Here is a 17842-nt window from a genome sequence, read left to right as displayed (position 1 = left end):
CACCTCGCCGGGGCCGCCTTGCCGAGCCGCCCCGCCGAGCCGCCCCGTCACCGCATCGGCGCGGACTCCGCACCGCTCTCCGTCGTCGGCACCTGCCCGTGCTCAGGGGGCCGCCCGTTCACCAGCACCCCGGCGACCAGGGCGGCGACCAGCATGATCGCCGAAGCCACCCCGATGGCCACGGTGAACCCGTGCACCACCCCGGCCTTCACCACCGCGTCCCGGGCCGCCGGTGTGAGCCCTTGGCCGCCGGTCCTCCGCGCCACCTCCGCCAGACGATCCGCGAGGTACGCCGCACTCGTCGACGTCGCGATCGTGTTCAGCAGCGCCGTACCGATCGAACCCCCCACCTGCTGTGCGGTGTTGACCGTCGCGGAGGTGACCCCGGAGTCATGGGCCGCCACGCCCGTCGTCGCGGTGGCCATCACCGGCATGAAGGTCAGCCCCATCCCCAGCCCGACGAGCAGCTCCGCAGGCAGCACATGCGACACATAGGCGGGCCGGGCCGTCAGAAACGTCAGCGTGAACAGTCCCACCGCCGCGAGCAGCGCCCCGGGCACCATCAGGAACCGCGGTGGGACCAGATGCAGCAGCCGGGCCGAGATCTGCGTGGAGCCGACCACGATCGCCGCCACCATCGGCAGGAAGGCCAGCCCGGTCCGGACCGGCGAATACCCCAGCACCGTCTGGAGGTAGTACGTCATGAACAGAAACATCCCGAACATGGCGATCACCGCCAGCGCCATGGTCAGAATCGCCCCGCCACGATTGCGGTCCCGCACGATGTGCAAGGGCAAAAGCGGATGGGGTGCCCGGGTCTGCCACCACGCAAAGACCCCCAGCAGCACGAAGCCCCCCACCAGCAGCCCTACGACGAGTCCGTCGCCCCAGCCCCGTGGCTCCGCCTCGCTGCACCCGTAAACGATCGCCACCAGTCCGCCACACCCCAGGACCGCACCTGGTGCGTCCAGGAAGACCCGCTCCCGCCCGGCCTTGACCCGAAGGACCAGCGCCGCCCCCACGAAGGCGACCGCCGCGACCGGCACATTCACATACAGACACCACCGCCAGTTCAGGTACTCGGTCAGCAGCCCACCCGCGATCAGCCCGATGACCGCACCCCCGCCCGCAATCGCCCCGTAAATCCCGAAGGCCTTGCTCCGCTCCCTCCCCCGCGTGAAGGTCGTCGTCAGCAACGACAACGCGCTCGGCGCCAGCAACGCCGCGAAGGCCCCCTGCAAGGCCCGCGCCCCGAACAGCAACCCGGAACCCCCGGCCGCCCCACCCAGCCCCGACGCCACGGCGAACCCCACCAGCCCCACCATGAACGTCTTCTTCTGCCCCACCAGGTCGGCGATCCGCCCTCCCAGCAGGAGCAGCCCGCCGAACGCGAGCGTGTACGCGGTGATCACCCACTGCCGGTTCGCATCCGACATCCCCAGATCCCGCTGGGCCGACGGCAGCGCGATATTCACGATGGTCGCGTCCAGCACGACCATCAGCTGCGCAAGAGCGATCACCCCCAGCGCCCACCAGCGCCGCGGATCGGGCGCGGCGGTCGCGGCCCAACTGGGGGCAGGGGCCCTGGCAGGCCCGACGGCAGGGGGCTCGGCCCCGCCCTCCCCTTCCCGTTCCGCCTCGCCCATGACGACCGCCTCGCGCACTCGGCACGGCCACCCCGGCGTCCCCGCCGCCCATACCAGGAGCAAACGGATCAAACGGGGTGCTCCACCCATTCAGCGTAGGGAGGGGAGCGGGGGTTCGCCTGCTGTGGTGGGCGCGGTGCGGGCACAAAGCGGCTCGGCCGCGGCGAGGCCCGGGGGCCCGGCCGCGGCCGAGGAGTGAGGTGGGGTGGGTCGGGGGTGGTGGGTCAGTTGTCCTTGAGGACGCCGGCGGTCCGGGCCTCGGCCAGCCACTCGGGGAACTCGACCATCAGCTGCTGGTAGAACGCGTCGTGGGAGAGGCTGCGCGGGTCGCGGCCGGCGTGGAAGAAGCCGGCGTTGTCGAGGGCGCGCTTCTCCGGGACGGTCAGGTCGTCGAGCTTGCGGAGGAAGTCGAAGCCCTTGGCCTCCGGGTCGCCGAAGCCGACGAACTGCCAGAAGATGGGCAGTTCGGCCGCTTCGCACAGGGCCCGCTCGGCGGCCGGCTTGGAGGTCGGGGCGCCGTCGGTCTGGAAGATGACGAAGGCGGGGGCGGTGGTGCCGGACTTCTTGTAGTGGTCGACGACGGCGTTGACGGCCCAGTGGTAGTTGGTACGTCCCATGTGGCCGAGGCCGGCGTGCAGTTCCTCGATGCGGCCCTCGTAGTTGGTCAGGTTGAGGTCGGCGGTGCCGTCGACGTCGGTGGAGAAGAAGATGACGGGGACGGTGGCCTCGTCGTCGAGGTGGGCGGAGAGGCCGAGGGCCTGTTCGGCGAGGTTCTGGACCGTGCCGTCCTTGTAGTAGTTACGCATCGAGCCGGAGCGGTCGAGGACCAGGTAGACGACGGCGCGCTGGGCGCCGAGGCCGTGCTTGTCCAGGGCGGCACCGGCGGAGTTGTGGAGGGAGAGGAGCCCGGGGGCGGTGGTGGCGAGGGTGCCGCCCTTGGAGACCTGGGGCTCCTGGGGGGCCTTGTCCTCTGCGGCTTCTGCGGCCTCTGTGGCCTCGACGGCCTCGACGACCTCGGGGGTCTCGACGGCCTCAGGGCTGTCGACGGCCGCGACGGCCTCGGGGGTCTCGACGGCCTCTGTGGTCGCCGTGACCTCGGGGGCATCTGGGGCCTTCGGCTCGGCCTCGGCCTCGGCCTCAGGCTCCGTCGTGGCCTCAGCTTCAGCCTCAGCCTCGGTCTTGGCCTCAGGCTCCGTCTTGGACTCAGCCTCAGCCGCTGCCGGGCCCGTAGGTTCCGGGGCAGGCTCCGGGGCGGTCGTCGGAGCCGGAGCCGGTGCCGACGCCGGTGCGGGCGCCGGGTTGTCGAAGGCCTGGCTGACGAGGTCGGTGGCGGCCGGGGACGAGTCCGCCGCGGCCTCGTCCTTGTCCTCGGCCAACTCCTTGTCCTCGACCTGCTCCGTGACGTCGGCCGGCTCCGTGGCATCGGCCTCGGGGTGCTCCGGCGTGACGGCCGTATCGCCCACGGGCGCGTCGTGAACGGGCGTCTCGTGAACAGGCGCCTCCTGAACGGGCGTCTCCGTACGGTCCACCGGGCTGCTCTGGGAGGGCAGGGTGGCGGCCGTCGGGGCCGGGCTCGGGGCCGGGTCCTGGGGCTCCGAGGGGGCCGTGCGGGCGGCCGGGACCTCGGCTTCCGGGGCGGGAGCCGGCGTGGACTCCTCGCGGGCCTCGGGGATGGTCGCGGACTCCGGCTTGCCGGCGCCGCTCGGGGCCGCGCCGGTTTCTTCACGGGTCGCCTTCGAGCGACCGAAAGCGTTGCGCAGCAGACTCCGAATGCCCATCGGCGAACCTCTCTTGCGTGTGGTGGGTGCGGCGTATGTCCGTGAAGCGCGGACATGTCCCTGACCAGGAGGGATACGTAAGCGTAGCGGCCGGCACGGGCCTCATCGTGGGACCCCGCGCCTTGCGTGGTGGGCTATCCGGGCGGTCTGTCGGGGGAGGTGGTTTCGGCCAGGCCGGCGGCGTACGACCGCGGGAGCCCCGGGCGCCATCCGCGTTGTTCTTCACCGCGTCTCCCGTCTCCTCCCGGCGGCTCTGCCGCGCTCCTTCACGCCGTGCCCACATCACGCCGCGGAAACGAAGTGGCAAGAGGTGGGTAAGAACTGGGTCGTTCAGGTATCCGATGCGCAGGTGTGCCCGTCTTCTCCGGTGACCATTGTCCAGAGCCGCCCGTTGTGCCTTAGGCGGCCGATAAGAAGGCAAGAACCCTTCCGAGGGTGACGGGAGATGTGGGCGCATGGGGCTGACCAGCCAGTCGCTCGAATACACGGTGATCGCCCTGGCGGTGGCCTGTGTGGCCGCCACGGTGTGGCTCTGGCCCCGGCTGTCGAAGCGCGGGGTCCGGCCCGTGCTGGGCAGACTGGGCGCCATTGTGGTCACCCAGCTGTCGATCGTGTGCGCGCTCGCCCTCGCGGTGAATGCGAACTTCGAGTTCTACGGCAACTGGGACGAGCTGCTGGGCAACAACGAAGAGGCCCCGGCGTCCGTGAGCCAGGGCGGCGGGCAGTACGCCGCGGTCGGGAACATGAAGGGCGGGCTGGTCCAGCCGGCCGGGCCGCAGGGCCTCGACCGGGTGAGCGGTCTGCCCAAGGGGCCGGCCGACAAGGTGGGCAAGGTCGAGTCCGTACGGATCATCGGGCGCCGTAGCCGGGCCATCAACCCGGGCTTCGTCTATCTGCCGCCGCAGTACTTCCAGCAGCAGTTCCGCCGCCAGCGGTTCCCCGTCATGGTCGTCATCAGCGGCTACCCCGGCGGGATCATGAACCTCGCGCAGCACCTCCAGGTGCCGCAGAACGCCGGCCGGTTGATCGCGCAGGGCAAGATGCAGCCGACCGTCATCGTGATGGTCCGGCCGACGATCGCGCCGCCGCGGGACACCGAGTGCGTGGACGTTCCGGGCGGGCCGCAGGCGGAGACGTTCTTCACCAAGGACCTGCCGGACGCGATGAAGTCGGCCTACCGGGTGGGCCATGACCCCAGCGCCTGGGGCGCGTTCGGGTACTCGTCCGGTGGTACCTGCTCGCTCCAGCTGGCGATGCGCAACCCGAAGGCGTACACCTCGGCGGTCTCGCTCTCCGGTGACTACGCGATCAAGGACGACCTGACCACCGGCAGCCTCTTCGGTGCCGGCCCGGCGGGCGCCCAGCGGGAGCGCGAGCACGACCTGCTGTGGCGGCTGAAGAACCTGCCCGCGCCGCAGGTCTCCGCGCTGGTGGCCAGCAGCCGCAAGGGCGAGGCGAATTACGGCCCGACCATGAAGTTCATCCGTGCGGTCAAGGCGCCGATGACGGTCGACTCGATCATCCTGCCCCAGGGCAGCCACCAGTTCACCACCTGGCGGCGCGAGGTCGGGCCCGCCCTGGAGTGGCAGAGCCGGCAGCTGACGTTCCCCCAGGACACCGAGGCGCTGCCGCGGCCCAAGCCGGGGAGCAAGGTGGGCCAGGGCGGCGCTCCGGCCAAGGAGTCCGGACCGAGCAAGTCGCCGGCGGCGGGCGATGGCCGTCGGCGGGTGGAGGCGGAGCGCCCGCAGGGGTGAGCCGTTGCTCCCTGATGACACCTCAGCCCGGCCCACGCTTCGTGGGCCGGGCTGACGCCTTGTCAGGGCCGGTTGCGCCGCAGCCCGGCGCTCACGGCCGGTAGACCATCCCCGGCTGCGGCGTCGCCGGGGACAGCAGCTGGGAGACCGTGACGACCGTATAGCCGCGCTTCTTCAGTTCCTTGAGGATGCCGGGGACGGCGGGCACGGTGCCCCGGTAGATGTCGTGCAGCAGGATGACGCCGTCGCGCTCGGTCTGGTCCAGCACCCGCTTGGTGATCAGGGCCGAGTCATTGGTCTGGTAGTCCTTGGCGGTCACGCTCCACAGGACCTGCGCCAGGCCGAGCTTCTTGCTGATCTTGGAGACCTCTTCGTCGGTCTTGCCCTGCGGCGGGCGCATCAGCCGGGGCGTCTTGCCGGTGATTTTGCGGACCGCGTCCTGGAGGCGGGACATCTCCCGTTCGGCCTCCTGGGGCTCGATCTCGGTCAGGATCTGGTGCGACCAGGTGTGGTTTGCCAGTTCATGGCCCTCGGCGTCGATCCGCTGCACGTCGGCGGGGCGCTCGGCGACATGGTTCTTGCCGAGCATGAAGAAGGTCGCATGCACCTTCTCCTTCTTCAGGATGTCCAGCAGGCGGCCGGTGTTCTCGCTGGGGCCGGCGTCGAAGGTGAGCGCGACGCATTTGGCCTCGCGGCAGTCGACCTCGGCGCCGTCCGCGCCGCCTTTTGAAGCGCCGTTCTTGGCCTCGGTGAGCCGGGCGTCCTTCGCCTTCACCTCGGCCGCCGAGGCATCGGCGCGGGCGTCGGCCGGTGCGGTGACGTCGTAGGTGGCGCAGCCGCTGAGGGCCAGGGCCAGGAAGGCGGCAGCCAGCAGCTTGGCTATGGACGTGCGGCGGAGGGCGGTGAGCTGTTTCGGCATGCGGGTCTCCGGGGGCTCTCTCGGACGTGGGATGTCGATGGCGAGCCCCTGACCTGCGCTTTCGGGCATGGCACAGCAGGCGCGTACAGGGGCAGGCCCTGCCACGCCGCACACCGGTGGCACCGGTCCGATGGACTCAGGGGGACTATACATAGGCAGTACACACTGCATGTATACGTGAGGTGTGTACGCGAGGTGTGTACGTGGGGGTTGCGAAGGGGAGGGCGGGACGTGGAGCCGGAGGGCTCGGGTGGGTCCGCTGTGCGGAGCCGCACGTTCGGACGAGCCCGTCGTGCCACCCGGCGCCCGCCGGGGTGGACTCGTACCGTGACCGCACCGCCGCCGGACGACTGCCTGGCCCGTAACGAGTGGATCTGCGGCGACTATCTGAGCACCCGTCGGCAGATCTTGCTCGATGCGGTCGCCCAGCACCTCCAGCTGACGGTGGTCTCGGTGGCGCTCGGGCTGGTGATCGCGGTCCCGCTGGCGCTGCTGGCCCGTCGCCGGCGATGGACGGTCGGGCCGGTGCTCGGCATCACCACGGTCCTCTACACGATCCCGTCGCTGGCGATGTTCTCGCTGCTGCTGCCGGTCTACGGGCTCTCCGCCACCCTCGTCGTGGTCGGCCTCGCCCTCTACTCCCTCACCCTGCTGGTACGGAACATCCTGGCCGGGCTCAACGGTGTGCCCGCCGAGACCACGGAGGCCGCCCGCGGTATGGGCTACGGGCCGATGCGCCAACTGCTCGCCGTCGAGCTGCCGCTGGCCGTACCGGCCGCGATGGCGGGGCTGCGGATCGCCACGGTCTCGGCGGTCGCGCTCACCACCGTCGGCGCGATCGTCGGATACGGCGGGCTGGGCAACCTCATCTACGCCGGGATGAACTCCTTCTTCAAGGCGCAGGTGCTCACCGCGTCCGTCCTGTGTGTGCTCATCGCGGTCGTCCTCGATCTGCTGCTGCTCGGCGCGGAACGGCTGCTGACCCCCTGGCGGCGGGCGAGCCGTACGGCGCGGGTGCGGACCCGGGGCGGCGCGGGGTTCAAGCGGCTGGTCGCGGCTCGGGGGCGGCGGACATGAACACCCTCTCCGCGGTCTGGGCATGGCTGACCACGGGCGCCCACTGGTCCGGCGAGAACGGCGTCTGGCACCGCCTGGAGCAGCACCTCGTGCTCACCTTCGCGTGTCTGGTCATCAGCGCCCTGATCGCCCTGCCGGTGGCGCTGACCCTCGGCCACCTCGGGCGCGGCGGCGCGCTGGCGGTCAACCTCGCCAATGTCGGGCGCGCGGTCCCGACGTTCGCCGTCCTCGTTCTGCTGCTGCTCACCCCGCTCGGGCGGTACGGGCAGTGGCCGACGATCATCGCGCTGGTGCTGTTCGCCGTCCCACCGCTGCTGACCAATGCCTATGTGGGGATGCGCGAGGTGGACCAGAGCGTGGTGCGGGCCGCGCGGGGCATGGGGATGACCGGGGCGCAGCTGGTGTGGCGGGTCGAGGTGCCGCTCGCGTTTCCACTGGTGCTGACCGGCATCCGGATTGCCGCCGTGCAGCTCGTGGCCACCGCCACGCTCGCCGCGCTGGTGGGCGGCGGCGGGCTCGGCCGGATCATCACCGCGGGGTTCAATCTGGCCAGCACCCCGCAGGTGGTCGCCGGTGCGGTGCTGGTGGCGGTGTTCGCGCTGGTGATGGAGGGAGTCTTCGAACTCGTGGAGCGGCGGGCGCCGGGGTGGGTCAGGGGGCGGGCCCGATGAGGGCCGCTGCCCTGGCCGTCACGGCCCTCGTGGCCCTGGGCGGCACGGCCGCCGGGCTCACCGGCTGCACCACCGGTCCCTCCCTGGAAACCCGCTCCGCGATCACCGTCCCGCCGGGGGACCACCGCGAGCTGGCCATCGGCTCGGCCGGCTTCACCGAGAGCGAGTTGCTGGCCCAGATGTACGCGGCGCTGCTCAACCACGCCGGCTACCGGACCCATGTGCTGACCGTCGGCAACCGTGAACTGTACGAACCCGCGCTGGAGGCCGGGCAGATCGATGTGGTGCCGGAGTACGCCGCCACCTTCGCGGACTGGCTCAACGCCAAGAACAAGGGATCCGGAGCGGCCCCGGTCGCCTCCCCCGACCTCGACGCCACCATGGCCGCGCTGCGCCGGCTCGCCGCTCCCCGGGGCCTGACCGCACTACCGGCCGGCCGGGCCGTCGACCAGAACGCCTTCGCGGTGAGCGCCGCATACGCCCGCAAGCACCACCTCAAGACCCTCAGCGACCTGGGCCGTGCCAAGCTGCCGGTGCGTCTCGCGGCGGGCGATGAGTGTGTCCAACGACCGTTCTGCGCACCGGGATTGAAGAAGAAGTACGGGATCGACATCATCGCCATCGACCCGAAGGGGGTCGGCACCACGCCCGCCAAGCAGGCCGTACAGAACGGGCGGGACCAGATGGTGCTGACGACCAGCACGGATGCCACCCTCGACCAGTTCGGTCTGGTGCTGCTCGCCGACGACAAGAAGCTCCAGAACGCCGATTACGTCCTCCCCGTCGTCAACCGTGCCCGCGCGGGCGGCCCCCGCACGGCCGCAGCGCTCAACCGCCTCAACAAGGTCCTGACCACGGCCGATCTGGCGCACCTCAACGAGCAGGTGGACAGCTGGCGGCGGCTGCCGGCGCAGGTGGCGCGCAACTACCTCAAGGAGAAGGGGCTCTTGCCGAAGGGCTGAGGTGCACGGAGGGCTGTTTCACGTGAAACCGAGTGAAACACGGTGCAGGGCGGCAGGCCGGCCGTTTCACGTGAAACCACCGGCCCCCACCCCACCCCACCCCCCTCCGCCCCTCACTCCGTAGGCACCGAATCCACCGCCGCCCGCTCGCGCGGCACCCCCCGCTCGTCCGCGCCGATCGTGCGGCGCAGTGCCTCATGGAGCGTGGTGGGCGTGAGGACGCCCAGGAAGCGGTGGCCCTCCAGCACCGCGATCCAGCCGGCGTCATGCTTGAGCATCTCGCTGAAGGCGGCCTTGAGGGTGCCGGTGACCGGTACCCAGGCCTCCATACGGCGGGCATGGCCGGCGACGGTGCCGTCGGCGCCGGCCAGCTCTTCCGCGCCCACCCAGCCGTGCAGTTCGCCGTCCTCGTCGAGCACCACCGCCCAGCGGGCGCCCTCGGCCCGGAGGCGCGACGCCGCCGCGGCGGCCGGCTCACCGAGGCGGGCGAACGGCGGGCGTTCGAGGTCGTCGCGGTCGATACCGGTGACCGAGAGCTGCTTCAACGCCCGGTCGCTGCCGACGAATTCGGCGACGTAGGGAGTGGCGGGGGCGCCGAGGACGGTTGCCGGGGTGTCGTACTGCTCGATCCGGCCCGCGCCGTAGACCGCGATCCGGTCGCCGAGCCGGATGGCCTCCTCGATGTCGTGGGTGACCAGCAGCACCGTTTTGTGCAGGGTGGCCTGGAGCCGCAGAAACTCCTTCTGGAGCCGCTCGCGGACGACCGGGTCGACCGCGCCGAACGGCTCGTCCATCAGCAGGACGGGCGGATCGGCGGCGAGCGCTCGGGCCACCCCGACCCGCTGACGCTGGCCGCCGGAGAGCTGGTCGGGGTAGCGCGAGCCGTGGACCGCCGGGTCCAGACCGACCAGATCGAGGAGTTCGGCGGCCCGCTCACGCGCCCTGGACTTCTTCCAGCCGGTCAGAAAGGGCACGGTGGCGGTGTTGTCGAGGACGGTGCGGTGCGGGAAGAGGCCGGTCTGCTGGATGACATAGCCCATCCGGCGACGCAGCTGGACGGGGTCGACACCGGCGATGTCCGCACCGTCGACATAGATCTGACCGTGTGTCGGGTCGATGAGCCGGTTGACCATCATCATGGTGGTGGTCTTGCCGCAGCCGGACGGCCCGACGAGGGTCACCAGCTCACCCTCGTTCACGTCGAAGGAGAGGTCGTCGACAGCGGTCGTTCCGTCGGGGTAGCGCTTGGTGACGGACTCGAACCGGATCATTGCGCCATTGAATCCCGCTGCCCGCGGCCGGTCCCGTCATGCGGGCAATCGGGTGGGCTCGCCCACACCCGGGCCGTCGTCCGGGTCCGGCCCGTCGCCCGGCCGGGCGGCCATCCGGTAGCCGGCGCCGGGCACGGTCTCGATCACCGGCGGATCGCCGAGCTTGGCACGCAGCGCCCCGACCGTGACGAGGACGGCGTTGGCGCGGTAGCTGGTGTGGTCCTCCCACACCTCCTCGATCAGGTCGTCACCGCTGACCACCGCGCCCTGGGCGCGCAGCAGCACCTCAAGTACCCCGAATTCCTTGTGCGACAGGGCCAGCGGCCGGCCGTCGCGGACCGCCAGCCGGTGCACGGTGTCCACCGTGACACCGGCGCTTTCGATGACCGGCGGCAGGGCGGGCCGGGCCCGCCGGCCCAGCGCCCGGACGCGGGCCAGCAGCTCCTCGTGCGTGAACGGCTTGGCCAGCCAGTCGTCGGCGCCGAGCCCCGGGACCTCGTCCGGGCCGGGGACCGTGCGGGCGGCGGTGAGCATCAGCACCCGGGTCAGCAGCCGCTGTTCGGCCACCTGCCGGCAGACCTCGTCGCCGGGGAGGCCGGGCAGGTCGCGGTCCAGGACGAGCACGTCGTACCCGCCGCGCCGCAGCTTGGCCAGCGCCTCGCGGCCGTCATGGGCGATATCCGCCGCGATCGCCTCGCGGCGCAGACCCGCGCCGATCATGTCCGCGAGGAACTTCTCGCCCTCCACCACCAGAACGCGCATGGGGTCATATGTACCCGAGGGGCGCGATTCCGCTCGGTAGGCCCGGGCGGTGACTCCTGCCTTCGCGGGCCGGCAGGGCCGGCCGGGCGCGCCGCGCGGGGCCGTAAGAGTTGCTTCCGCCGCACCGCCTCTCCTCCTGCCGCATCCGGCCGCACCGCCGTGCTTACGATCCACTTCGGCCACCGGTCGGAAGGGTGGAAGGGAACGCCACGATGAGAGCCGTAGCAGTCAGCGCATTCGGTGAACAGCCGCAGCTCATGGATCTGCCACAGCCCGATCCCGGGCCGGGGGAGGTGCTGGTGCGGCTCTCCGCCGCCGGCCTCAACCCCGTCGACTGGAAGCTCGCCGACGGCATGTTCGGGGACGCCGTCAAGGTCTCCTTCCCCCTCGTCCTGGGGACGGACGGTGCGGGCGAGGTGCTGGCGATCGGTCCCGGCGTCCGGCGGTTCACCGTCGGCGACGCGGTGTTCGGCCAGTTCCAGCGTCCGGAGCACGGCGGCGGGTCGTACTGCGAACTCGCCCTCGCCGACGAGGACCGCATCGCGCACGCGGCCCGCAGCGTCACCTACGCGACCTCCGCCGCGCTGCCGACGGCCGGGATGACGGCGTACAACCTGGTCGAGGAGACCCGGATCAGCGAGGGCAAGCGGGTGCTGATCGTCGGTGCGACCGGCGGCGTCGGCACCTTCACCGCCCAGCTGGCGGCCGGCCGCGGCGCCGAGGTGATCGCCACCTCCCGCCCGGCCATGGCGGAGCTGATGCGGAATCTGGGCGCGGCCGAGACCGTCGACCACACCGCGGGCCCGCTCGCCGACCAGGTCCTGGCGGCCCATCCGGACGGGGTCGATGTGCTGATCGACATGACCAGCGGCCCCGCGGAGTTCGCCGAGCTGACCCGGACCGTACGCGACGGCGGCACCGCCGTCTCGCTCATCGGCTCGGCGGACGCCGACGAGCTGACCGAGCAGAACCTGCGCGGCTTCAACTTCGTCAATCGCCCCTCCCCGCAGCTCCTGGAGATCCTGGCCGGCCAGGTCGACGCGGGCCGGCTGACCGTCCTGGTGGGCCGCGAGGTCTCGCTGGAGGAGGCCGCGGAAGCACTGGCGGCCAGCCGCACCGGACGGGCGCAGGGAAAGACCGTTCTGGACATCTGATCCACCGGCCGGGGTACCTGGCCCCCGGTCAAGAAGGCGGCCCGGCCGCCCTTTCCCGCCACTCCCGCACCGCCGGCGGGCCCGCCGCGGCCAGCAGCGAGGTGACGGCGCCCACGGCGATCACCAGCCGGGCCGCGGTGCGCAGCGGGCCGGTGAGGGCGTCGGCATAGGCGTCCGCGGCGGGGCGGGAGACCATGGGCGGGAGGGCGTCCAGGGTGCGGACGCGGAGCAGTGCGAGCGCCACGACCAGCAGCGTGCCGGCCACCGCGGTGCCCGCGCCGGTCCAGATCAGCGCCCGCCGGCGGCGCGGCACCAGCAGCAGTCCGGCTCCCAGACACAGGGCCGCGGCCGGTGGCAACAGCAGGGCTCCACGGCGTACGACGTCGTAGACGGCCCGGATCCGCGGCACGTCAGGGGCCGTCAGCAGCACGATCCGCACCCCCGAGCGCGGTACCCGGCGGACGAGATCCAGCCCCATCCCGTTGTGCGACAGCTGGTTCTTGACCCGCTCGACGACCGGTGTGAGATCGAGGGTGACCGGGGAGTTGCCGGAGGCGGCCAGGGTGCCGTCCAGGGTGCGGTGGGCGGTGCGGTGCACACCGTTCCACATGGCGGGAAAGCTGCGGCCGGTGACGACCTGGCGCACCTGCTTGGCCACGAACTCGCGGATGCCACGGACGAAGCGCTTGCGCACGGCCGGCCGCTCGGCCGGCGGTACCGCCTTCACCAGCCGGTCGAGCCGGACATGCGCCATCACCCCGTCGGTCACATCGTCGACGACGGCCGTCTGGACCGCGGCGTTCCCGGCCAGCGGCGCCACCGCCGCCACATAGCTGTCGGTCTCGGTCAGCTGGGTGCGGGCCCAGGTGGCCGCCAGGCCGAGCGGCAGCAGCAAGGCCCCCACCATCAGCAACACCCCGCCGGCCAGGGCCCGTACGCGCCGTCGCGCTCTCGACGGCGGCTCCCCCTCCGGCACCCGCCCGCCGGGGCGTACGGGTGCGCTCGCTGCCATCGCGTCGTCCTTCCTGCACGCTCCACGGCCTCCTTCCAGGCAAGTGCCGGCGTGCGCCGCCCGCGAGCGGGGCCGGTGCCAACGGGTGACCGGGGCCCGTCCGTCAGCCGGTGCGCGCCGCCCGCGCCCTGCGTACCGCCCGCACCACCCCGGGCCCCAGCAGCGCCACCGCCGCCGCGGCCGCCGCGGCCCACCACGCCCACCCGTCGCTGCCCGCCGGCTCACCTCGGGTCTCCGGGAGGTCGTCGACATCGCCCGAGCAGGAGGCGGGGGCGTAGGACTCGTCCACGTAGACACAGGCGGTGGCGGCGGCGCGCAGTGTGCCGGGCGCGGCGGTGGCGGTCTGGCCGGGGCGGTCGCCGAGGACGGCGCTGGCGGTGAAGACCTGGATGTCGTGGGCCGGCAGATCGGTGCGCCAGGTGACCTTCTGCTGCCCCATGCCCCTGCCCTCGACGAGGCCGCCGGGTGCGGTCGCCGAGGTCGTGGTGGCCGGCATCCGCTGTTCGACACGGGCGCCGTGGACCTCCTGGGCGCCCAGGTTGTGCACGGTGATGCGGTAGTCGAGCCGTTTGCCCGATGCGGCGTCGTCGCTGCCGTCGGTCACCTCCACCGTCACCGATACGGCGGGCGGTGCCTGCGGGGCGACGGCGGAGGCGGTGGACGGCGCGGGGAGCGTGGCGGCGCACAGCAGGGCGCAGACAACGGCGGTTCTCATGCCGCCATCGGAGCATCGCGGCCCCCGCCACCGGCGGCAGGCGGCCCGCTCCCGCGCCGGGTTCACCCGAGTGAGGGGCGACGGCGGGCCCGCACCGGGCGGCGGACCGTACCGGGAGGGCATCGCGGCCGAGGCCGGGACGTCAGTGCCGGTGGGGCCCCTGCCGGTGCACCGGCCCGTGCGCGTCCTCGCAGTGCTCGGCGGGGGGCCGCTCCGGGTCGGGAGCCGTACCACGGCCCGGCCCCGGGCTCAGTGTCAGTACCTCGTCCGCGGCGCCCTGTTCTCCGAGGTGATCGACCTGGAGGGTGGCGTGGGTGATCCCGTACTGCCCGCTCAGCAGCTGTTGGAGGTTCCTGCGGACCTTGTGGCAGTCGCCGCCCGGGGCCACCAGGATGTGCGCGGAGAGCGCCGGCTGCCCGGAGGTGATCTGCCAGATGTGCAGATCGTGCACCTCGACGACCTCCTCCTCGGCGACCAGATGATCGCCCAGTGCGTCCGGGTCCAGACCGGCCGGCGCGGCCTCCATGAAGATCCGCCCGGACTCGCGCACCAGCCCCGTACCTGCCCGCAGCATCAGCGCGACGACCACCAGCGAGGCGATCGCATCGGCCCGCTGGTACCCCGTGGTCAGCACCACCAGACCGGCGAGGGCGGTGGCGACGAACCCGAACAGATCGGTGAGGATGTGCTGATAGGCGCCCTCGATGTTCAGGCTGGAGCGGTTGGCCCTGGACAGCAGCCAGGTGCAGATGAGGTTGACGACGATCCCGGACAGCGCGGTGACCAGCACCAGCCCGCCGGTCACCTCGGGCGGCGAGATCAGCCGCTGCACCGCCTCGTACGCCAGCCAGACCGACAGCAGCAGCAAGGTGATGCCGTTGGCCTGCGCGGAGAGGATCTCGGCCCGTTTGAGCCCGTAGGTGTAGCCGCCGCGGGCGGGGCGGGCGGCCAGCCGCATCGCGATCAGCGCCAGCACGATCGAGACCGCGTCGGTGAGCATATGGGCGGCGTCCGAGATCAGGGCCAGCGACTGCGCCAGCACACCGATGACGACCTCGACCGCCATGTACGCGGTGAGCAGGAGGAGCGCGGCGCGCAGCCAGCGCCGGTCGGCGTCCGGCGACACTCCGTGGGAGTGGCCGTGGTGGTGCCCGTGGCTGTGCGCGTGCTCGGTCATGGGCGCGCTCCTTCCTGAGGCCCCTGCTGCGAAGCGAAATCCTTTGGCCCTTGCTGCGAAGCAAACCGCACTTCGGCCAAAGATCCAAAGGCTGCACCGGTGACCGTTGTCATTACCGTCGAACGGGCTATCGTGCCTGGTCAGAGCGGTGTGAAGGGGGAAGTGCCGAGGGCCGGAGACGGAGCCCGACCGTCCGGTCGGCGCGGTCCCGGCGGCGGGCGGCCACTGACCGGTCAGTAGAGTTCGGCTCCCGTCACCGAGCCAGTTCCGAGGTATCCGGCAGTGAGTCCCGCAGCACCCGCCCCCGCCGGTCGCGCGCCCCTTGCCGTCGTCGGCATCGGAGCCGACGGCTGGGCCGGACTGCCCGCCGCCTCCCAACAGGCCCTGTGCGAGGCCGAGGTACTGATCGGCGGCGCCCGCCAGCTCGCGCTGCTGCCCGAGAGCTGCGCGGGCGAGCGCGTCCCGTGGCCCTCACCGCTGCGCCCCGCCGTCCCCCGGCTGCTCGCCACGTACGCGGGGCGGAGGGTGTGTGTGCTGGCCAGCGGTGACCCGATGTTCTACGGGATCGGGCGGACGCTGACCGAGCTGCCGGACGCCCCGGAGCTGCGCATCCTCCCGCACCCCTCCTCGGTCTCCTACGCCTGCGCCCGCCTCGGCTGGCCGGTCGAGGAGACCGAGGTCGTCACGCTCGTCGGACGGCCCACCGAGAATCTGGTCCGTGCGCTCTACGACGGCCACCGGGTCCTCGTGCTGTCCGCGGGTGCCGGCACCCCCGCAGAGGTCGCCGCCCTGCTGCGGGCGCATGGCTTCGGGCCGACCCGTATGCGCGTACTGGAACAGCTCGGCGGTGCGCGCGAGCGGACGGCCGAGGGGGTGGCCGCCGACTGGGACGCGCCGCCCGCCGACCCCCTCAACGTCATCGCCCTCGACTGTGCCCGCGAGTCCGGCACCCCGCCGCTGTCCACCGTCCCCGGCCTGCCCGACACCGCCTACGAGCACGACGGCCAGCTCACCAAGCGCCATGTCCGGGCCGCCACGCTCGCCGCGCTGGCACCGGCCCCCGGCGAACTCCTGTGGGACGTCGGCGGCGGCTCCGGCTCCATCGCCGTCGAGTGGCTGCGCGCGCACCGCAGCTGTCGCGCCGTCAGCGTCGAGCGCGACGCCGTACGGGCCGAGCGGATCGGCCGGAACGCGCGTGCGCTGGGCGTACCGGCGCTCCGGGTCGTCCACGGTGCGGCGCCCGCGGCGCTGGCCGAACTGCCGCCGCCGGACGCGGTGTTCATCGGGGGCGGCCTGACCGCCCCCGGGCTGCTGGACGCCTGCTGGGAGGCGCTGCCCCCGGGCGGCCGCCTCGTCGCCAACACCGTGACGCTGGAGTCCGAGGCGCTGCTCGCCGAGCGCTACCGGCGGCACGGCGGCGAACTGGTCCGCCTCGCGGTCGCCCATGCGGTACCGGTCGGCGGCTTCACGGGCTGGCGGCAGGCGATGCCGGTCACCCAGTGGTCGGCGGTCAAGCCCCCGGCGGCTCCCGCGGTACAGACCCCGGTGAACTGACCCCGGCCCGAACCCTCCCGCCCGCCTCCCTTCCCTCAGGAGACCGAACAGCCATGACCGTCCACTTCATCGGCGCAGGCCCGGGCGCCGCCGACCTGATCACCGTGCGGGGCGCCCGTACGCTCGCCGCCTGCGGGGTGTGTCTGTACGCCGGCAGCCTGGTGCCGCGCGAGCTGCTGGCCGAGTGCCCGCCGGGCGCCCGGCTGATCGACACCGCGCAGCTGGACCTGGACACCATCACCGCCGAGATGGTCCGGGCCCACGAGGAGGGCCATGACGTCGCCCGGCTTCACTCCGGCGACCCGTCCGTCTTCAGCGCGGTCGCCGAGCAGATGCGCCGCCTGGACGCGGCCGGGGTGCCGTACGACGTGGTGCCGGGCGTCCCCGCGTTCGCCGCGGCGGCGGCCGCCCTCAAGCGCGAGCTGACCGTGCCGACCGTCGGCCAGACCGTCATCCTCACCCGCGTCGCCCAGCGCGCCACGCCGATGCCCGAGGGCGAGGACCTGGCCACCCTCGGCCGCAGCGGTGCGCTGCTCGTTCTGCACCTGGCCGCGATGTATGTCGACCGGGTCGTCGCCGAACTCCTGCCGCACTACGGCGCCGACTGCCCGGCGGCCGTCGTCGCCATGGCCTCCCGCCCCGACGAGCTCGTACTGCGCGGCACCCTCGCCGATATCGCCGGCCAGGTGAAGGCGGCGGGCGTGGTCCGTACGGCGGTCATCATCGTCGGCCGCACCCTGGGCGCCGAGCAGTTCCGCGACAGCCATCTGTACTCGACGGACCGGGAACGGCCGCACGGTCCCTGCGGCGTCTGACCGATCGTCATCCGTGCGGCGTCTGACTGATCATATGACCGCATCGGGGTGAATGTCCGTTACCTGACCATCCTGGGTCGGTATGGAAGGTGCGAACCCCCGGATGGAAGGGAGCACGCCGATGCCCACGATGCGCACCAGACTGGCCGCCGCACCGGTCGCCGCCGCAGCCCTGCTGACCCTCTTCGGCAGCACCGCCGCCGTCGCCGACGACACGGACAACAACCCAGCGGTGAAGTCCGACCCCGTACCGACCACTTACGACCACTCGCGCTGGATGCACGACGGCGACGCCGCGGGCCGTACGCCCGGCGACACCGCGGGCCGTACGCACGAATACGGCGACACGGGCCGTACGCACGAATACGGCTACAACGGCCGGACGCGCGAACACAACCGCCGGACCCACGACCGCTCGGAGCGCCGCGACTGGACGCACGAGAGCCCGGTACGGCTGACCACCTGCGCCCTCGGGACGGCGCTGGGGAGGCTCACCGGAAACGACAACTCCTGTCTGGAGCGCATGGGCTACCGCCACCTCAGGGCCGCCCACGCAAAGAAGTAGGACAGGGCGC

16 protein-coding genes are annotated in these 17842 nt (G+C 72.3%); 8 read left to right on the top strand and 8 right to left on the bottom strand.

Going from position 1 to position 17842, the window contains the following annotated elements; all coding sequences use genetic code 11:
• Nucleotides 1–47 precede the first annotated feature (47 nt).
• Together ACZ55A_RS16605 and ACZ55A_RS16600 are read right to left on the bottom strand one after the other, a co-directional pair.
• On the bottom strand, nt 48–1646 hold the full coding sequence (locus tag ACZ55A_RS16605) for an MFS transporter (protein ID WP_468840251.1): 1599 nt from the start codon (nt 1644–1646) through the stop codon (nt 48–50).
• Nucleotides 1647–1870: 224 nt separating this feature from the next.
• Entirely contained in the window at nt 1871–3424 is a 1554-nt protein-coding gene (locus ACZ55A_RS16600; protein ID WP_468840249.1) for a vWA domain-containing protein, read from the bottom strand.
• 455 nt (nt 3425–3879) lie between these two features.
• Here ACZ55A_RS16600 and ACZ55A_RS16595 point away from each other — a divergent pair, with 455 nt between their 5' ends.
• Entirely contained in the window at nt 3880–5178 is a 1299-nt protein-coding gene (locus ACZ55A_RS16595) for an alpha/beta hydrolase (protein ID WP_468840246.1), read from the top strand.
• Between the two features lie 91 nt (nt 5179–5269).
• Here ACZ55A_RS16595 and ACZ55A_RS16590 read toward each other — a convergent pair whose 3' ends face one another.
• On the bottom strand, nt 5270–6097 hold the full coding sequence (locus ACZ55A_RS16590; protein ID WP_468840244.1) for a polysaccharide deacetylase family protein: 828 nt from the start codon (nt 6095–6097) through the stop codon (nt 5270–5272).
• Nucleotides 6098–6424: 327 nt separating this feature from the next.
• Between ACZ55A_RS16590 and ACZ55A_RS16585 the strand changes: the two genes are divergently transcribed.
• From ACZ55A_RS16585 to ACZ55A_RS16575, 3 genes are read left to right on the top strand one after another with little or no spacing between them, the layout of a single operon-like run.
• Nucleotides 6425–7174 (top strand): ABC transporter permease, encoded by a 750-nt coding sequence (locus ACZ55A_RS16585; RefSeq protein WP_468840241.1) that lies wholly within the window; start codon nt 6425–6427, stop codon nt 7172–7174.
• Nucleotides 7171–7845: an ABC transporter permease gene (locus ACZ55A_RS16580; RefSeq protein WP_468840222.1), complete on the top strand. Its 675-nt coding sequence runs from the start codon at nt 7171–7173 to the stop codon at nt 7843–7845. Before ACZ55A_RS16585 ends, ACZ55A_RS16580 begins: the two co-directional genes overlap by 4 nt.
• The gene (locus tag ACZ55A_RS16575; RefSeq protein WP_468840219.1) at nt 7842–8807 is read left to right on the top strand and encodes an ABC transporter substrate-binding protein; all 966 of its coding nucleotides are present in this window, start codon (nt 7842–7844) and stop codon (nt 8805–8807) included. Before ACZ55A_RS16580 ends, ACZ55A_RS16575 begins: the two co-directional genes overlap by 4 nt.
• A gap of 113 nt (nt 8808–8920) precedes the next feature.
• Here ACZ55A_RS16575 and ACZ55A_RS16570 read toward each other — a convergent pair whose 3' ends face one another.
• Together ACZ55A_RS16570 and ACZ55A_RS16565 are read right to left on the bottom strand one after the other, a co-directional pair.
• Nucleotides 8921–10078, bottom strand: a complete 1158-nt coding sequence (locus ACZ55A_RS16570; RefSeq protein WP_468840216.1) for an ABC transporter ATP-binding protein — start codon at nt 10076–10078, stop codon at nt 8921–8923.
• A 36-nt stretch (nt 10079–10114) separates the two neighbouring features.
• Nucleotides 10115–10840, bottom strand: a complete 726-nt coding sequence (locus ACZ55A_RS16565; protein ID WP_468840214.1) for a response regulator transcription factor — start codon at nt 10838–10840, stop codon at nt 10115–10117.
• Between the two features lie 212 nt (nt 10841–11052).
• Here ACZ55A_RS16565 and ACZ55A_RS16560 point away from each other — a divergent pair, with 212 nt between their 5' ends.
• The gene (locus ACZ55A_RS16560; RefSeq protein ID WP_468840211.1) at nt 11053–11994 is read left to right on the top strand and encodes an NADP-dependent oxidoreductase; all 942 of its coding nucleotides are present in this window, start codon (nt 11053–11055) and stop codon (nt 11992–11994) included.
• A 28-nt stretch (nt 11995–12022) separates the two neighbouring features.
• Here the strand turns inward: ACZ55A_RS16560 and ACZ55A_RS16555 are convergent, their stop codons facing one another.
• From ACZ55A_RS16555 to ACZ55A_RS16545, 3 genes are all read right to left on the bottom strand, one after another.
• On the bottom strand, nt 12023–13006 hold the full coding sequence (locus ACZ55A_RS16555; RefSeq protein ID WP_468840208.1) for a hypothetical protein: 984 nt from the start codon (nt 13004–13006) through the stop codon (nt 12023–12025).
• Between the two features lie 103 nt (nt 13007–13109).
• The gene (locus ACZ55A_RS16550; protein ID WP_468840206.1) at nt 13110–13721 is read right to left on the bottom strand and encodes a hypothetical protein; all 612 of its coding nucleotides are present in this window, start codon (nt 13719–13721) and stop codon (nt 13110–13112) included.
• A gap of 142 nt (nt 13722–13863) precedes the next feature.
• On the bottom strand, nt 13864–14898 hold the full coding sequence (locus ACZ55A_RS16545) for a cation diffusion facilitator family transporter (RefSeq protein WP_468840203.1): 1035 nt from the start codon (nt 14896–14898) through the stop codon (nt 13864–13866).
• A gap of 282 nt (nt 14899–15180) precedes the next feature.
• Here ACZ55A_RS16545 and cbiE point away from each other — a divergent pair, with 282 nt between their 5' ends.
• From cbiE to ACZ55A_RS16530, 3 genes are all read left to right on the top strand, one after another.
• On the top strand, nt 15181–16452 hold the full coding sequence (gene cbiE / locus ACZ55A_RS16540) for a precorrin-6y C5,15-methyltransferase (decarboxylating) subunit CbiE (protein ID WP_468840201.1): 1272 nt from the start codon (nt 15181–15183) through the stop codon (nt 16450–16452).
• A 53-nt stretch (nt 16453–16505) separates the two neighbouring features.
• Complete coding sequence (gene cobM / locus ACZ55A_RS16535) at nt 16506–17267, top strand: precorrin-4 C(11)-methyltransferase (RefSeq protein ID WP_468840198.1); 762 nt, start codon at nt 16506–16508, stop codon at nt 17265–17267.
• Between the two features lie 121 nt (nt 17268–17388).
• A complete protein-coding gene (locus tag ACZ55A_RS16530) occupies nt 17389–17832 on the top strand; it encodes a hypothetical protein (protein WP_468840196.1) in 444 nt (147 codons plus the stop codon).
• Nucleotides 17833–17842 lie beyond the last annotated feature (10 nt).

The organism is Streptomyces sp. NPDC034111 (genome assembly GCF_055575375.1).
The sequence above is the reverse complement of the archived record's forward strand: the minus strand, read 5'-3'. Positions and strand labels throughout refer to the sequence as shown.

Bases quoted from the DNA above. Each gene is read 5' to 3' on its own strand.
- ACZ55A_RS16575 (WP_468840219.1), top strand. From the start codon at position 7,842: ATGAGGGCCGCTGCCCTGGCCGTCACGGCCCTCGTGGCCCTGGGCGGC.
- ACZ55A_RS16595 (WP_468840246.1), top strand. From the start codon at position 3,880: ATGGGGCTGACCAGCCAGTCGCTCGAATACACGGTGATCGCCCTGGCG.
- ACZ55A_RS16560 (WP_468840211.1), top strand. From the start codon at position 11,053: ATGAGAGCCGTAGCAGTCAGCGCATTCGGTGAACAGCCGCAGCTCATG.
- cobM (WP_468840198.1), top strand. From the start codon at position 16,506: ATGACCGTCCACTTCATCGGCGCAGGCCCGGGCGCCGCCGACCTGATC.
- ACZ55A_RS16550 (WP_468840206.1), bottom strand. From the start codon at position 13,721: ATGAGAACCGCCGTTGTCTGCGCCCTGCTGTGCGCCGCCACGCTCCCC.
- ACZ55A_RS16570 (WP_468840216.1), bottom strand. From the start codon at position 10,078: ATGATCCGGTTCGAGTCCGTCACCAAGCGCTACCCCGACGGAACGACC.
- ACZ55A_RS16530 (WP_468840196.1), top strand. From the start codon at position 17,389: ATGCCCACGATGCGCACCAGACTGGCCGCCGCACCGGTCGCCGCCGCA.
- ACZ55A_RS16600 (WP_468840249.1), bottom strand. From the start codon at position 3,424: ATGGGCATTCGGAGTCTGCTGCGCAACGCTTTCGGTCGCTCGAAGGCG.
- ACZ55A_RS16555 (WP_468840208.1), bottom strand. From the start codon at position 13,006: ATGGCAGCGAGCGCACCCGTACGCCCCGGCGGGCGGGTGCCGGAGGGG.
- ACZ55A_RS16580 (WP_468840222.1), top strand. From the start codon at position 7,171: ATGAACACCCTCTCCGCGGTCTGGGCATGGCTGACCACGGGCGCCCAC.
- ACZ55A_RS16590 (WP_468840244.1), bottom strand. From the start codon at position 6,097: ATGCCGAAACAGCTCACCGCCCTCCGCCGCACGTCCATAGCCAAGCTG.
- ACZ55A_RS16605 (WP_468840251.1), bottom strand. From the start codon at position 1,646: ATGGGCGAGGCGGAACGGGAAGGGGAGGGCGGGGCCGAGCCCCCTGCC.
- ACZ55A_RS16565 (WP_468840214.1), bottom strand. From the start codon at position 10,840: ATGCGCGTTCTGGTGGTGGAGGGCGAGAAGTTCCTCGCGGACATGATC.
- ACZ55A_RS16545 (WP_468840203.1), bottom strand. From the start codon at position 14,898: ATGACCGAGCACGCGCACAGCCACGGGCACCACCACGGCCACTCCCAC.